At 64.9% G+C, this 13180-nt stretch carries 13 protein-coding genes; 4 read left to right on the top strand and 9 right to left on the bottom strand.

The genetic code is table 11. The features are described 5' to 3' along the window. Positions 1-84: 84 nt before the first annotated feature. The 4 genes from ACTIIH_RS02035 to ACTIIH_RS02020 all read right to left on the bottom strand — a co-directional run bounded on the left by ACTIIH_RS02035 (position 85) and on the right by ACTIIH_RS02020 (position 4053). Positions 85-1434: a glycosyltransferase family protein gene (locus ACTIIH_RS02035; protein WP_441450253.1), complete on the bottom strand. Its 1350-nt coding sequence runs from the start codon at positions 1432-1434 to the stop codon at positions 85-87. Positions 1435-1509: 75 nt separating this feature from the next. Then, on the bottom strand, positions 1510-2169 hold the full coding sequence (locus ACTIIH_RS02030) for a response regulator transcription factor (RefSeq protein WP_441450252.1): 660 nt from the start codon (positions 2167-2169) through the stop codon (positions 1510-1512). Beyond that, positions 2166-3719 (bottom strand): ATP-binding protein, encoded by a 1554-nt coding sequence (locus ACTIIH_RS02025; RefSeq protein ID WP_441450251.1) that lies wholly within the window; start codon positions 3717-3719, stop codon positions 2166-2168. Before ACTIIH_RS02025 ends, ACTIIH_RS02030 begins: the two co-directional genes overlap by 4 nt. After that, positions 3655-4053, bottom strand: coding sequence for a hypothetical protein (locus tag ACTIIH_RS02020; protein ID WP_441450250.1), 399 nt, complete (start codon positions 4051-4053; stop codon positions 3655-3657). The genes ACTIIH_RS02025 and ACTIIH_RS02020 overlap by 65 nt, the downstream gene beginning before the upstream one ends. Before the next feature lie 129 nt (positions 4054-4182). Between ACTIIH_RS02020 and ACTIIH_RS02015 the strand changes: the two genes are divergently transcribed. Continuing rightward, positions 4183-5013: a DedA family protein gene (locus tag ACTIIH_RS02015; protein ID WP_441450249.1), complete on the top strand. Its 831-nt coding sequence runs from the start codon at positions 4183-4185 to the stop codon at positions 5011-5013. A gap of 3 nt (positions 5014-5016) precedes the next feature. Here ACTIIH_RS02015 and ACTIIH_RS02010 read toward each other — a convergent pair whose 3' ends face one another. From ACTIIH_RS02010 to ACTIIH_RS02000, 3 genes are read right to left on the bottom strand one after another with little or no spacing between them, the layout of a single operon-like run. Further along, the gene (locus ACTIIH_RS02010) at positions 5017-5877 is read right to left on the bottom strand and encodes a shikimate dehydrogenase (RefSeq protein WP_441450248.1); all 861 of its coding nucleotides are present in this window, start codon (positions 5875-5877) and stop codon (positions 5017-5019) included. After that, positions 5874-6344 (bottom strand): type II 3-dehydroquinate dehydratase, encoded by a 471-nt coding sequence (gene aroQ / locus ACTIIH_RS02005; protein WP_441450247.1) that lies wholly within the window; start codon positions 6342-6344, stop codon positions 5874-5876. Before aroQ ends, ACTIIH_RS02010 begins: the two co-directional genes overlap by 4 nt. 2 nt (positions 6345-6346) lie before the next feature. Further along, positions 6347-7096 carry an IclR family transcriptional regulator gene (locus ACTIIH_RS02000; protein ID WP_441450246.1) on the bottom strand — a complete coding sequence of 250 codons (750 nt, stop codon included), beginning with the start codon at positions 7094-7096 and terminating at the stop codon, positions 6347-6349. Positions 7097-7338: 242 nt separating this feature from the next. Here ACTIIH_RS02000 and ACTIIH_RS01995 point away from each other — a divergent pair, with 242 nt between their 5' ends. Further along, complete coding sequence (locus ACTIIH_RS01995; RefSeq protein WP_441450245.1) at positions 7339-8664, top strand: MFS transporter; 1326 nt, start codon at positions 7339-7341, stop codon at positions 8662-8664. After that, positions 8661-10580: a bifunctional sugar phosphate isomerase/epimerase/4-hydroxyphenylpyruvate dioxygenase family protein gene (locus tag ACTIIH_RS01990; RefSeq protein ID WP_441450244.1), complete on the top strand. Its 1920-nt coding sequence runs from the start codon at positions 8661-8663 to the stop codon at positions 10578-10580. Before ACTIIH_RS01995 ends, ACTIIH_RS01990 begins: the two co-directional genes overlap by 4 nt. A gap of 32 nt (positions 10581-10612) precedes the next feature. Here the strand turns inward: ACTIIH_RS01990 and ACTIIH_RS01985 are convergent, their stop codons facing one another. Beyond that, on the bottom strand, positions 10613-11410 hold the full coding sequence (locus tag ACTIIH_RS01985) for a hypothetical protein (protein WP_441450243.1): 798 nt from the start codon (positions 11408-11410) through the stop codon (positions 10613-10615). A 203-nt stretch (positions 11411-11613) separates the two neighbouring features. Between ACTIIH_RS01985 and ACTIIH_RS01980 the strand changes: the two genes are divergently transcribed. Then, a complete protein-coding gene (locus ACTIIH_RS01980; protein ID WP_169253309.1) occupies positions 11614-11931 on the top strand; it encodes an XRE family transcriptional regulator in 318 nt (105 codons plus the stop codon). A gap of 213 nt (positions 11932-12144) precedes the next feature. On the opposite strand, the gene gap is transcribed toward ACTIIH_RS01980, so the two are convergent. Further along, the gene (gene gap, locus ACTIIH_RS01975; protein WP_101594990.1) at positions 12145-13140 is read right to left on the bottom strand and encodes a type I glyceraldehyde-3-phosphate dehydrogenase; all 996 of its coding nucleotides are present in this window, start codon (positions 13138-13140) and stop codon (positions 12145-12147) included. Positions 13141-13180: the final 40 nt, after the last annotated feature.

Genomic DNA, 13180 nt, shown 5'->3' with positions numbered 1-13180 from the left:
CCGGGATGTCTTTCCGTCGGAGCGGTCGTGGTTGCCGGTGGACGCGGTGTCGGCGTGGCCGGCGTCGAAATGGTTGGTGTCTGTTCAGACAGCATGGCTGGTCTCCTCCAGAGCGATGGACAGACGGGCGGACGGTGCTGTGTCGGTCACGGTCGGTGCGGTCGCAGAGATCGGCAGGGCCGCCGTCGTCGGTGCCGGTTCGGATGCGAGTGCCGTTGCCTCGGCGCGGTCATCTGCGATGAGGTCCGCTGCCAGGCGGGGAACGGTGGCCAATCCGGTGAGATCGATATGGGAGCGGTCTGTGGGTCGCCCGACCCGGCCGGCGAACCATTCGCTGAGCACATCGGCGTCGAGGCGCTCGATCGTATGGGCATCGACCGCTCCGGCTGCGGAGAGGGCGAATGCCCGCCTGGGCTGCTCGGCCCGATGACCCTTGCGGGGGACGACAAGCGCGGGAGTATCGGTGGCCATGAGCTCGGCCAGAGTGTTGTAGCCGCCCATGCACACGACCGCCTCGGCGGAGGCGACGAGTCCGGGGATGTCGTCGCAGTGGCGGATGACGGTGGTGGCCCCACCGGCACGTGCACGCAGTCGGTCGAACTCCTCGGTGGCCATCTGCGGACCTGTGACGATGAGGTGACGGTGGCCGTCGGGCGGATCGGCGTCGACGGCGATGGAGGCGAGGCTTCCGCCGTCGGATCCCCCGCCGAGGCAGGTGAGGAGGAACCGCTCGGAACCGAACTCTGCCTCCGCGGTGTCGGCTGCTTCGGCACCGACCGGCTGCGCGCTCGCTGCGTCGGCGCCCACTGGCAGTGGGCCGCCGTCAGCGGGGCGGCCCTGTGACAGGTAGCCGGTGGTCACGGCCTTGGACGCAAGCGGAGCCGGCACTTCCCCGGTGGACCGGGGATCGTAGACGTCCGGGTCACCGTAGATCCAGACCGTGTCGAAGGATTCGGCCACGCGTGCGGGCCCTCCGACCTTCTCCCATTCGGCAGCGATGACGGACGGGGTGTCGAGGACTTCGCGCAGGCCGAGGACGGTGCGGCAGCCGTGGCCCCGAACCCGGTCTATGGCCTCGGCGAGTTCGCCGCCGATGCCGAAGGGGTGCCGGTCGACGATGAAGAGCTCGGGCCGCTGCTGATCGAGGATCGCCGAGATCGCCGCCGCCCGCAGTGCCCTCAGCCCCTGCATCGAGGAGGCGAGCGCCCGGGGCACGTAGCCGCCGGGTGCGGGAGTGACTCCGGGCAGGATCACCCAGTCCCACCCATCCGGCAGGTCGAATCGCGCGGCCTCGGGACTGCTGGCGATGAGCAGACCGGAGACCTCACGGCCGGTCAGTGCCGGCAGGTCCCGGGCCAGCGCAAAAGCCAGTGCCCGGTTGCGGCGGATGTGGCCCAGTCCCAGCGAGTCGTGGGAGAACAGTGCGACTCTCAAGCGTCTTCTCATACATCTCAGCTTGTCGGCTGTGCTTAAGATGAAGTTAAGACGCGGATGAGAAAGATCTTAGGTTCAGTCCACGCGGTATCCGAAGCCCCTCACGGTAGTGACGAAATCGGAGCCGAGTTTCTTGCGCAGGTACCCGATATAGACGTCGACGACGTTCGAGCCGGGGTCGAAGTCGAATCCCCACACATGGGAGAGCAGCTGTCCGCGGGAGAGGACGTTGCCGCGGTTGCGCAGCAGGATCTCGGCCAGGGACAGTTCCCGAGCGGAGAGCTCGACGAGACGGTCTTTGACCCACACCTGTCTCTTGAGCAGGTCGATGCGCACCTCGTCGCGAATGAGCTCCGTGACCTCCTGCTCCTGCGGACTCTCCTTGAGCCGCAGACGGACCCGAGCCAGCAGTTCCGCGAACCGGAAGGGCTTGATCATATAGTCGACCGCCCCTGACTCGAGGGCATAGATCGTGTCGTCCGGGTTGTCCCGGGCGGTAAGCACGAGCACCGGCAGTTCGGGTCGTCGCTCGCGCAGATGTCTCAGCACGCTGAATCCGTCGAGTCCGGGCAGACCGATGTCGAGGATGACGAGTGCGAAGTCTCCCGTCAAGGCCAAGTCTCGCCCGGTGAGGCCGTCGGCGGCGATCTGCGGACTGAATCCGGCGGCGGTCAGGCCCTTCGAGATGAAGGCGGAGATCCGCTCTTCGTCCTCGATCACGAGAATGCTCTTCACTTCTGTCCTTTCGGCAGGATCATGCGGAACTGTGCACCGATGGAGGTCTGGTCGAGAACGACTCTGCCTCCATGCGCCTCGGCGATGGCGGAGATGATCGACAACCCCAGCCCGAAGCCGGCCCCGTCGGTCGAGCCGCGGCAGAAGCGGTCGAAGATGTCCTCGGCGATCTCGTCGGGCACCCCTTCGCCTTCGTCACGGACCCAGATGTGCACGGATTCGGAGTCGTCGCGGGCACCGAGCACGATCACCTGACCGTCCTCGGTGTGCTCGACGGCATTGGCCGCCAGCTGCAGGAGCGCCTGCGTAAGGCGCTGTCGGTCCCCGTGGAAGCTCAGCGATTCGGGCACCTCGAGGCCCCACTCCCGATCTCCCAGTCCTTTGGCCTTCGCCAAGGAATCGGACACGACCACAGTGAGATCCACCTCGGCGAAACGCACGAAATCAGGGCGTCGGGCACGGGCCAGCAGGAGCAGCTCTTCGACGAGGCGGCCCATCCGATCCGTCTCATCGAGCAGCATCGCCCGCGTCTCCTCGACGTCGCTGACGTCCTCCGCGTTCATCGTCTCCAGATGACCGCCGAGGATGGTCAGCGGGGTGCGCAGCTCATGCCCGACATCGTCGAGGAACCGCCGCTGAGCTTCGAAAGCCGCCTCGAGACGGTCGAGCATGTCATTGAAGGTGTGCCCGAGTTCGGCAATGTCGTCATGGCCCTTCGTCTTCAGGCGACTGCTGAAGTCACCGCCGGAGATCGACTGTGCGGTCCGCCTCAGCTCGGTCACCGGTGACAGCAGCCGTCGCGCCAGAAGTGAGGAGAGACCGGCGATGAGCAGGGTGGCGGCGAGCGCGACGACGACATAGATCTGCATGATCTGCACGAGGTCGGCGTGGCTGGCCGAGACGTTGTGGACGACGACGAAGGCTCCCGCCCCGTTCGTCGCGGCCGCTCCGCCCGCGACTTCGCCGACGCCCTTCGTCCGGGTCGTCGAGTCGGTGGGCGCGGTCTGGGTGTCCGTGGTCGTGGCGGCTCCCGCCTCGGCGCCGGTGATGGGCAGAACGAAGCCTTCGTACTCGACGTCGCCGACGGTCAGGCGGACCTCCCCGCCTTTCTCGGCCGCACCAGCCACGGCCTTCTCGAAGGCGCTCGAACTGCCGAGGAGGTCCTCCGGTTCGCCCTGATAGAGCACTCTGCCGTCGGTGAGGAAGGCGAAGAGCACCTCGTCCTCGTCCGGCCTGTTCTGGGCGAGGAAATTGCTGAGGATCTCATCGACGGAGGCGAATGGTCTGCCGGTCTGCGGGTCGATTCCGTTCTCGGAGAACGTCCGCATCTCGTCGATCTCTTGGGACATCGAGGCGGTGGTCCGGCTGGACACGTTGTTCGACTCCACGGTGTAGAGGATGAGGCCGACGATAGAGAGTGTGAGCACGGACAGCGCGGCGACGGTGATGGTCAGCCGGTTCTGAACGGTCAGCCCGACGCGCCGCTCAGTCGTCATCGTCGTCCCCGTCATCGTCATCGTCATCGTCATCATCGTCGCCGTCATCGTCATTGTCATCATCGTCGTCGGGGACTTCGCGAGGTGGGTTGGGCACCGGTTCGTAGGAGTGCTCGATCTCCTGCGGGTCCGCATCTCCGGACTCTCTGCCGTCCGATGTGCGGCCGTCGGTGGCGCTGCCACCGGAGTCTGCCTCGGCAGAGCTGTCGGCGTCTGGATCGGGCATCGTCGGCTCGGAGGTCTCCGTCGGTTCGGGGGTGACTTCCACCGGGCTGAGATCCGGCGGTTCGGATTGGGCGGTATTACGCACGATGAGGACGGTCAGCAGTGCGAGCATGATGACGAGACCGGCCACAACCCAGCCGAGGATCTTCGATCGCCCACCCATACCGACCACATTGCCCAAGGCCTGCGGCAAAGTCGAGCCGGAGGCGATGAGAGTCTTCTTAAGCGGGATGTTCGGGCGCCTGTGATACCGTAAGCGCCGACCGCCCCGACGACCCGCAGGAGCCCACCGATGAGCGACGATCGCGCGGACCGCGACGAGGCAGAGCCCGTATCCGCAGACTCCTCATCGACGACGTCCGAGCCCACCGAGCCGGACACCGGTTCCGCATGGACAGACGGTTCCGCGACTACCGAGCCGGATGCCGGCTCCGAGACTGACCCCAAGGAGAATCCGTGGGCGGCGATCAAACCCTGGCAGGGCAAGGCTGCCGGCCTCGACAAGCTGCTGCTGTTCATCATCATCGGCGTCCCGCTCATCTACCTCGGCCTCATGCCGCTGCGACCGTGGATGCTCGTCCATGCTCCGGTCGTCCAGGAATTCATCAACGGCGCGAAGACCTCGATCGTCGCTGCCGCCGCCTATGCCCGGGTCGGTGAGATTCCGCTGTGGCTGGTCGTCGTCGCAGGCTTCGTCGGCATGGCCAAACTCGATTGGGCGTTCTGGCTGGCCGGTCGCCGCTGGGGCGACGGTGTGCTGCGGCTCTTCGCGCAGAACGAGCGCCAGCTCAAACGCATCAACCAGCTGAAGAAGATCCCGAGCTGGGCGCTGTTCCTCATGACGCTGATCTCGCGTTGCCCGGGTATCCCGGGCACCCTCGTCTATCTCGTCGCGGGATGGACGCGGATGCGGCTGTCGCTGTTCCTCGTCGCCGATCTCCTCGGCTGCCTCATCTTCACGCTCATCTGGACATTCCTGGGCTATCAGCTCGGAGAGGCCGCCGTCGACATCCTCAAGGTCATCGACAAGTACGCCCTGTGGCTGACTTTGGCGCTCATCGTCGGTATCTTCGCCTTCAGCTTCTTCAAGGAATACCGCAAGCAGAAGAAGGCACAGGTCTGAGCATCAGGCTCCGAAGGACAGGAAAGTCTCGCGCATGCGCTGCGGGTTCGCCTTCTGGCCGCTGAAGAGCTCGAACGCGTCGATGGCCTGATTGACCGCCATTCCTGATCCGTCGAGCGTGCGGCACCCCTTGGCCCTGGCTTCGGCGAGCAGTTGTGTCTCGAGCGGGAAGTACACGACGTCGGCCACCCAGGTCTCCGACCCGAACACCGAGGTGTCGACCGGGGCTCCCGGATACGCCTCCATCCCCACCGGGGTGGCGTTGACGATCCCCTGCGCCGAGGCGGCCGCCCCTTGCAGCTCATCGAGCCCGATCGCTCGCGCCCGAGTTCCGACCGATGACGTTTCGACGATGTCCGCGGCGAGTCCTTCGGCACGCTGCACATCGGTGTCGGCGATGATGAGGTCGCCGATCCCGAGTTCGGCAAGGGCGAACCCGACCGCACGGCCGGCACCGCCCGCACCGATCTGCACGACCGCCTCGGTGGCGGCACCGTCCAGTCCGGCACGGAATCCGGCGGCGAAACCGGTGACATCGGTGTTGTATCCCATCGTCCGTCCGGCATCGTCGATGACGACTGTGTTGACCGAGTTGATGCGCGCGGCCACGGGATCGACCTCATCGAGAAGGCCGATGACCTGCTGCTTGAACGGGTGGGTGATGTTGAGCCCGTCGAAACCGAGGCGAATCGCTGCGGTGAGCAGCTCCGTCAGTGTCGCCTCGGCGAGGTGGGGGCTGCTGATGTCGATGGTGCGGTAGATCGTGGGGATGGAGTGCGCGGCACCTTCGTTCTCGTGCATCCGCGGGGTGCGGGATGCGGAGATGCCGTCGCCGATGAGGCCGAGGAGGAGGGATGAGGTCATAGTCTCGCTTTCGCATTCGTGAGGAGGTCGATGAGGATCTCGACCGCGTGGACATAGCCTTGTGCACCGGCCCCGGCGATGACGGCCGCGGCCACGGGTGAGAGGTAGGAGTGGTGGCGCACGGCCTCCCGCGCATGCGGGTTGCTCAGGTGCACCTCGATGATCGGGTGGTTGTAGGATTTGAGCGCATCGTGCAGGGCCAGGGAGGTGTGCGTGTACGCGCCCGCGTTGATGATCGCACCGACAGTGGAGTGCCGGGCGTCGTGGACGGCGTCGATGAGCCCGCCCTCATGGTTGGACTGGATGCAGCGGACGCCCAACCCCGCCTCGGCGGCGGTGTCGGCGCACATGGCCTCGATATCGGCCAGGGTGGTGCGGCCGTAGATCTCCGGTTCGCGTTCCCCGAGGAGGTTGAGGTTGGGGCCGTTGAGGATGAGGATTTCGGGCTCGGTGTGCGGTTCGACCATGGTCACCTCGGGAATCGGGCGGCGATCAAGGCCGCAGTTTCGTTCAGTCGGGGGACGAATTCGATGAGCTCGTCGAGGCTGCGGCGGAAGACGGGTGCGGCGAGCGCGAGTGAGGCCAGCAGTGTGCCGTCGAGGTCGAAGACGGGTACGGCCAGGGCATTCATGCCGATGTCGTTCTCTTCGGACTGTCCCGCCCAGCCGTCGGTGCGGATCTGTTCGAGGCGCCTGAGCATCTGTGCCGGGTCGGTGATCGAGTTCGGAGTGCGGGCGACGAGGTCGAGGGAGGCGACCGTGGCATCGACCTGCGGATCATGGGCGAGCAGAGCCTGGCCGATCGCGGAGGTGTGCAACGGTGATTCGTCCCCGGGGTCGGTGGTCGTACGGAACTGCGGGCCGTCGACGGTGAGCACGGTGAGAGCGGCATTGCCGCGACGGACGGCGAGGATGCTCGATTCGCCGGTGGAGGCCGTCAGCTCCTGGAGCAGGTCCTTCGTCGCTCCGGATAGCCCTTGCCGGTGCGCGACCTTCTGGGCCAGTCGGAAGACCTCCATCCCGAGGGTGTAGATCTTTGTACGCGAATCGAAGCTGGCATACCCGGATTCGACGAGCCCGCCGAGGAGGCGGTAGGCCGTCGAGAAGGGGTAGCCGGTCGCCTCGGCGGCCTGGGCGGCGCTGATCCCCTCCGGTGATTCGCCGAGGAGTTCGAGCATCTCGAAGGTCTTCGTCACCGAGTTCGAGCCCTTGGGCGGCATGTTTCGCCTCCTCGCGTTGCTGTGGCAGTTCGGTGGTGCTGGGGCAGTGTGTGCGGGCGGTTCGTGAGTCCGGAAAGCAGAGTTCCCGAGTTCCACGTTGACAGGCTATGTCATCTCCATCACACTGTAAACCACAATGTAACAAGTATTGCCACACTATGGCAATACCATGCCGGTCCGATGAACGCACGACAGCGCTGAGGCCGTCGACATGTCCCTGAGAATGAGAGATGCGAGGAAGCATGAGCAACGCGATCGAGGAAGCTCGCCCCACGAGGAAGACACCGCTGCGCGCGGCTCTGTCGAGCTGGACGGGCTCCGCTCTGGAGTACTACGACTTCGCGGTCTATGGAACCGCTGCGGCGCTGGTGCTCAATACCTTGTTCTTCCCCGAGACCACCGCACCGGGAATCGCCATCCTCTTGGCGATGGGCACAGTCGGAGTCGCCTATGTCGTGCGCCCGCTGGGCGCACTCATCATGGGACCGCTCGGTGACCGCTTCGGTCGCAAATTCGTCCTCATGCTCACTCTGTTCATGATGGGCGTCTCGACCTTCCTCGTCGGCTGCCTGCCGACCTATGAACAGGTCGGCATGCTGGCCCCGATCCTGCTCGTGCTCTGCCGCATCGTCCAGGGCCTATCCGCTTCGGGCGAGCAGGCGAGCGCAATCTCCGTCTCCCTCGAACATTCGGCCGAAGGGAAACGATCGTGGACGACGAGCTGGACCCTGCACGGCACTCAGGCCGGGACCCTGCTGGCCACCGCAGTGTTCATCCCCTTCACTGCCTTCCTGCCCGACGAAGCACTGTTCAGCTGGGGTTGGCGCGTACCGTTCTGGCTGTCGGCGCTCGTCGTGCTCACCGCCTGGCTCATCCGTCGTGGCCTCGAGGAGCCGCCGGCGTTCAAGGAGGCACGCGCCGACAACCCACCTCTCATGCAGGTCTTCCGGTGGCATAAGGCCGCGGTCGTCCGCGTGGCCGTATGCGCCATGGTCAACACCGTGAATATGGTCTTCACCGTCTGGTCGCTGTCGTTCGCCACGTCGATCGTCGGACTCGAGCGTTCAACCATGCTGCTCGTCTCGGTCATCGCCAACGGTGTCGCTCTGTTCGCGATCCCGGCCGCCGCGCTGCTCTCCGACCGGTTCGGCCGGAAGCCGGTCTTCATCACCGGGGCCGTCGGGTCGGGTCTGATGATGTTCCCGTACCTGGGTGCGGTTTCGGCCGGGAACTGGCCGCTCATCTTCGTCTTCGGCGCCATCATGTCCGGCTGTGCGTACTCGCTGGCCAACTCCATCTGGCCCTCGTTCTACGCCGAGATGTTCCCGACGACGGCACGAGTGACAGGTCTGGCACTGGGCACACAGGTCGGATTCGCGGTCTCCGGCGGTCTGGCTCCGGTCCTCGCGTCCGCTGTCGCCGGCGCCGGAGGAGAGAATTGGGTCTCGGTCGCCGCGTTCACCGCGGCCGTCTGCATCGTCGTCGGCCTGGTCGCGATGACGGCAAAGGAGACGAAGGGACTGAGCCTGGAAGAGATCGATGTCATCCACGAGGAAAGGTCACGATGAGAACTTCGATTGCCACGGTGTGCCTGTCGGGCACGCTCGAGGAGAAGCTGCAGGCTGCCGCAACGGCGGGATTCGATGGAGTCGAGATCTTCGAACAGGACCTCATCGTCTCCCCCAACTCCCCCGAAGCGACCGCCGCACTGGCCGCAGAGCTCGGACTGAGTCTTGACCTCTATCAGCCCTTCCGCGATTTCGAAGGCGTCGAGGACGAGCTGTTCGCCGCAAACCTGGCCCGTGCCGAGGCGAAGTTCCAGTTGATGAAGCGGCTCGGCATGACCACGATGCTGCTGTGCTCGAACGTCGCCACCGCAACCATCGACGATGATCAGGTCGTCGTCGATCAGCTGCGCCGCCTCGGCGATCTGGCCGAGAAACACGGCATCGACGTCGCCTACGAGGCTCTGGCATGGGGTCGGTTCGTCTCCGAATACGATCGTGCCTGGGACCTCGTCAGGGCCGCCGACCATCCGCGCATCGGCACCTGCCTCGACAGCTTCCACATCCTCTCCCGTGGCACGGACCTGTCACGCATCGCCGAGATCCCGGGCGAGAAGATCTTCTTCCTCCAGCTCGCTGACGCTCCGTCCCTGTCGATGGACGTGCTCAGTTGGTCCCGTCACCACCGAGTCTTCCCCGGCGAAGGCTCGTGGGATCTCACCGACTTCCTCGCTCGCGTCGCCGGTACCGGTTATGCCGGACCGGTGTCGCTCGAGGTCTTCAACGATTCCTTCCGGCAGGCCAACACTCAGCGCACCGCTGTCGACGGACTGCGTTCTCTGCGATGGCTCGAAGCCAATGTGTCGGCCGTCGGCACGGACGGCGCTCATGTGGGGCTCGACCTGCAGCCGCTGCCGCAGGTCGCGGAGCCGCGAGGTATCGACTACGTCGAACTGAACACCGATGACCTGGGCGCGCTCACCCGGTTGATCCACCAGCTCGGCTTCCGGTTCGTCGGCTTCCACCGCACGAAACCACATGTGCAGCTGTGGCAACGCGGTCAGGCTCGAATCGTCGTCACTGAGCCCGCCAGCCCGTGCGACGAATTCACCACCGTGACCAACGAAACCACCGACCCGGCTGAAGAAGCCGCCGCCTTGGCAGCAGACTCCACCGGGTCCGGAACATTTCTGCGCGGCATCGGCTTCGCCGTCGACAATGCCGACGCCGCAATGGAACGTGCACTCTTGCTCTCGGCCACGGAAGTCCCCCGCGATCAGGCACACGACGAAGAGGTGCTGCGTGGGGTCTTCGCACCCGACGGATCAGAGGTCTTCTTCGGTGATGGCGATGGTGAGGATCCGCAGTGGACCGACGAGTTCGGCACCGTCCCGGACGACCGGCAGTCGGCGATCGACCACATCAACCTCGCTCAGCCTGCTCATCACTACGACGAAGCAGTGCTCTTCTACACCTCCCTCCTCGCTCTGACCGCATTGCCGTCCCAGGACGTGCCGAGCCCCTCCGGCCTTGTGCGCTCCCAAGTGATGTCGAGCGCCGATGGGGCAGTGAGGATGCCGCTCAACGTCTCCCCCGACCACAGTCCCAACGCGTTGGGCCGAGGTGCTGGTTCAACCGCAGAGACCTACCCCGAGCATGTGGCCATCGCCTGCGACGACATCTTCACTGCCGCGATGACCGCGGTCGCGCGAGGCCTGAAGTTCTTGGAAGTGCCGCAGAACTACTATGAAGACCTTGCCGCACGCTTCGACCTCGCACCGGAGCTGCTGGATCGGCTCAGCGAGCACAATATCCTCTACGACCGTGACGACGAGGGCGAATTCCTCCATTTCTATACGTCGACGATCGGCTCGGTCTTCTTCGAGATGGTCGAACGCCGCACCGGCTATCACGGCTTCGGTGCTCCGAACGCACCGGTGCGGCTGGCGGCTCAGTACCGACGCAACGCTGAGAGCTGAACCGATCAGAAAGGCGCAGCGCTCGACACGGTTCAGAGGGGTCTGCTCACCAGCGGTTCCGGACAGAACTCCCAGACCGCGCTGGACGTCTCAGGCCCTTCAACTGGACCGCTGGCCGGCAGAAGGTCCTCGTCCTTGAACTGTGAGAGGATGCGACCGTGTGAGCCATGCCACACGATCCTTTCGACGGTCGACACCTCGGCGTCGAGCACGCGCGCGACCGCGTCGATCTCAGCGTGCACGTAGTCGACGGTGAGATCGGCTTCGGGATCGGCCACCTCGGCGAGGTATCCGACCACCTTGTGGTCGACTTCGAAATGGGTGGACCCGGCGAGCATCAGCAGGTGGAGCCAGGTAATGCCCGAGCTCTGGCTGGGCAGAGCTCGCCACCCCTTCGACACGTCGCTGGAGAACGCAAAGCTGCCGACTCCCTCACCGACCGCCGCCCGCAGATCACCAACATCATCGATTCCATGGTCGACCATGACTCGGACGGCGCTGTCGACGACCTCAGCCTTGAGAACTGCCCCGGGGCGGGTACTGGCCGGCTTGAGGTTGCAGATCACCTCGCGCGCCCACACGTCCGCCCCTCCAGCCGCGGCGATCGAATAGCGAAGCGATTTCGCACCGTCACTGTTCCCGTGTCGGGCGATGTACCGGGCGACGATGTTATCCACCGCTGTCGGGTGGGAGCCCGTCGAATAGATCGCGTCAAGAATGCACAGCGCGAGGCTACTCGGGTAGCTCGGTGTCATCGCCTGACCGAAGTCGCCGAGGAACTCTCCGCACCTCTGCGCCAAGCGAGCGACGCTGTTGGTCGTGATCATCATTGTTCTGACCTTCCGTCATGCGCCGCACCCTGCGACGCGGTGCCGCCGACTCCGATGTCGGAAGCTTGAGAAGAACACTAGACACCGGCACTGACACAACATGCTCGGTCATGAATCGAACATATATATAAACCACTCCCACCTGCGAAATGTCTCAGGCAACTGGCCTTGGCAGGCATGGTGGGCTCTGGCAAGGTGGAGCCATGAGCACAGAAGAGATCATCATCGACGGCCCCCTGGCACGCGCATCGCGGATCCTCTGCCAGGTGTCAGCCAAGCATGTGGCAGACAAGGCCGAGATCAAGAAGTCCGAACTCAAGGACTACGAAAAGGGAATCGCGGACCTCACCGCCGAGCAGGAACGTCGTCTCATCCTCGCCCTCGAGGAATACGGTGCACGGTTCATTCCCGACGGCGCAGAGGGTGGCTACGGCATCCGCCTGAAATTCAGCCGCGCAAAAGTCCGCGCGATCGAACGGTGGGAAGACGAAGGCGGCACCCCCGGCTCCGATGACGTCTGAGCTCTCCGCTAAAGGATGCTGAGCGACCAGGCGTCGTCAGTGAAGTTCCGGCGGCTGAGTCACCACAAGGGCGGCTGAGTCATCACAAGGCTGTGGCCTCGAATCCGCATTGAGCGGATTCGAGGCCACAGGTGCATCCGTTGACTCCGAGGGACCACCTCGGCGCCGAAAATGTCGCCGGCGACGAGCGCCGGGAAACATCAGCGGAGAACGTCAGTTCTTGCCGATGAACTCGAGGTTGTCGACGACACGATTGGAGAAGCCCCACTCGTTGTCATACCAGGCAACGACCTTGACGTGGTTGCCGACGACGCGGGTGAGCGCGGAGTCGAAGATAGACGAAGCGGGCTGACCGACGATATCGGAGGAGACGATGGGCTCGTCCTCGTACTCGAGGATGCCTTTGAGTTCGCCCTCCGAGGCCTTCTTGTAGGCGTCGAGCACCTCGTCGCGGGTGACCTCGCGGGACACGGTCGTGTTGATCTCGACGATCGAGCCGACCGGGACGGGAACGCGGATGGCGTCGCCGGACAGCTTTCCGTCGAGCTGCGGGAGGACGAGGCCGATGGCCTTGGCCGCACCCGTCGAAGTGGGGATGATGTTCTCGGCAGCGGCACGGGCACGACGGGGATCCTTGTGCGGGCCGTCCTGAACCATCTGGTCACCGGTGTAGGCGTGGACGGTGGTCATGAAGCCCTGCTCGATTCCGGCGAGGTCATCGAGGACCTTGGCCAGCGGAGCCAGGGCGTTCGTCGTGCACGAGGCGTTGGAGATGACGGTGTGCTCGGGCTTGTACGCCTCGCTGTTCACACCATAGGCGAGGGTGACGTCGGCACCCTTCGAGGGAGCGGAGACGAGGACCTTCTTCGCGCCGGCAGTGATGTGGGCGCTGGCCTTGTCGGCCTTGGTGAAGCGGCCGGTCGATTCGAGGGCGATGTCGATGCCGAGCTCGCCCCAGGGCAGCTTGGCCGGATCCTTCTCGGCGAAGACTTTGATGGTCTTGCCGTCGATGATGAGGGAATCCTCGGTGGCCTCGACGTCGTGATTGAAGCGTCCGAGGGTGGTGTCGAACTTCAGCAGCCGAGCGAGATCGTCGACGGCGCCGAGGTCGTTGATGGCCACGACCTCGAGCTCGCTGCCGCGCTCGATCAGGGCCCGCAGGGTGCTGCGTCCGATGCGACCGAAACCATTGATGGCGATGCGAGTCAATGTCACTCCTTTTACACGGGATTCGTCTTGATATCTCCAT

The organism is Brevibacterium sp. (assembly GCF_052105255.1).
Taxonomy (GTDB): Bacteria; Actinomycetota; Actinomycetes; order Actinomycetales; family Brevibacteriaceae; genus Brevibacterium; species Brevibacterium linens_B.
Note: the sequence above shows the minus strand (reverse complement) of the source record. Positions and strands in the feature narration are given on the sequence as shown.

Coding starts and splice junctions, on each gene's coding strand:
- ACTIIH_RS02025 (WP_441450251.1), bottom strand. CDS start 3,719: ATGACGATGACGGCGACGATGATGACGATGACGATGACGATGACGGGG.
- ACTIIH_RS01995 (WP_441450245.1), top strand. CDS start 7,339: ATGAGCAACGCGATCGAGGAAGCTCGCCCCACGAGGAAGACACCGCTG.
- ACTIIH_RS02015 (WP_441450249.1), top strand. CDS start 4,183: ATGAGCGACGATCGCGCGGACCGCGACGAGGCAGAGCCCGTATCCGCA.
- ACTIIH_RS02000 (WP_441450246.1), bottom strand. CDS start 7,096: ATGCCGCCCAAGGGCTCGAACTCGGTGACGAAGACCTTCGAGATGCTC.
- ACTIIH_RS02020 (WP_441450250.1), bottom strand. CDS start 4,053: ATGGGTGGGCGATCGAAGATCCTCGGCTGGGTTGTGGCCGGTCTCGTC.
- ACTIIH_RS01990 (WP_441450244.1), top strand. CDS start 8,661: ATGAGAACTTCGATTGCCACGGTGTGCCTGTCGGGCACGCTCGAGGAG.
- ACTIIH_RS02010 (WP_441450248.1), bottom strand. CDS start 5,877: ATGACCTCATCCCTCCTCCTCGGCCTCATCGGCGACGGCATCTCCGCA.
- ACTIIH_RS01985 (WP_441450243.1), bottom strand. CDS start 11,410: ATGATGATCACGACCAACAGCGTCGCTCGCTTGGCGCAGAGGTGCGGA.
- ACTIIH_RS01980 (WP_169253309.1), top strand. CDS start 11,614: ATGAGCACAGAAGAGATCATCATCGACGGCCCCCTGGCACGCGCATCG.
- aroQ (WP_441450247.1), bottom strand. CDS start 6,344: ATGGTCGAACCGCACACCGAGCCCGAAATCCTCATCCTCAACGGCCCC.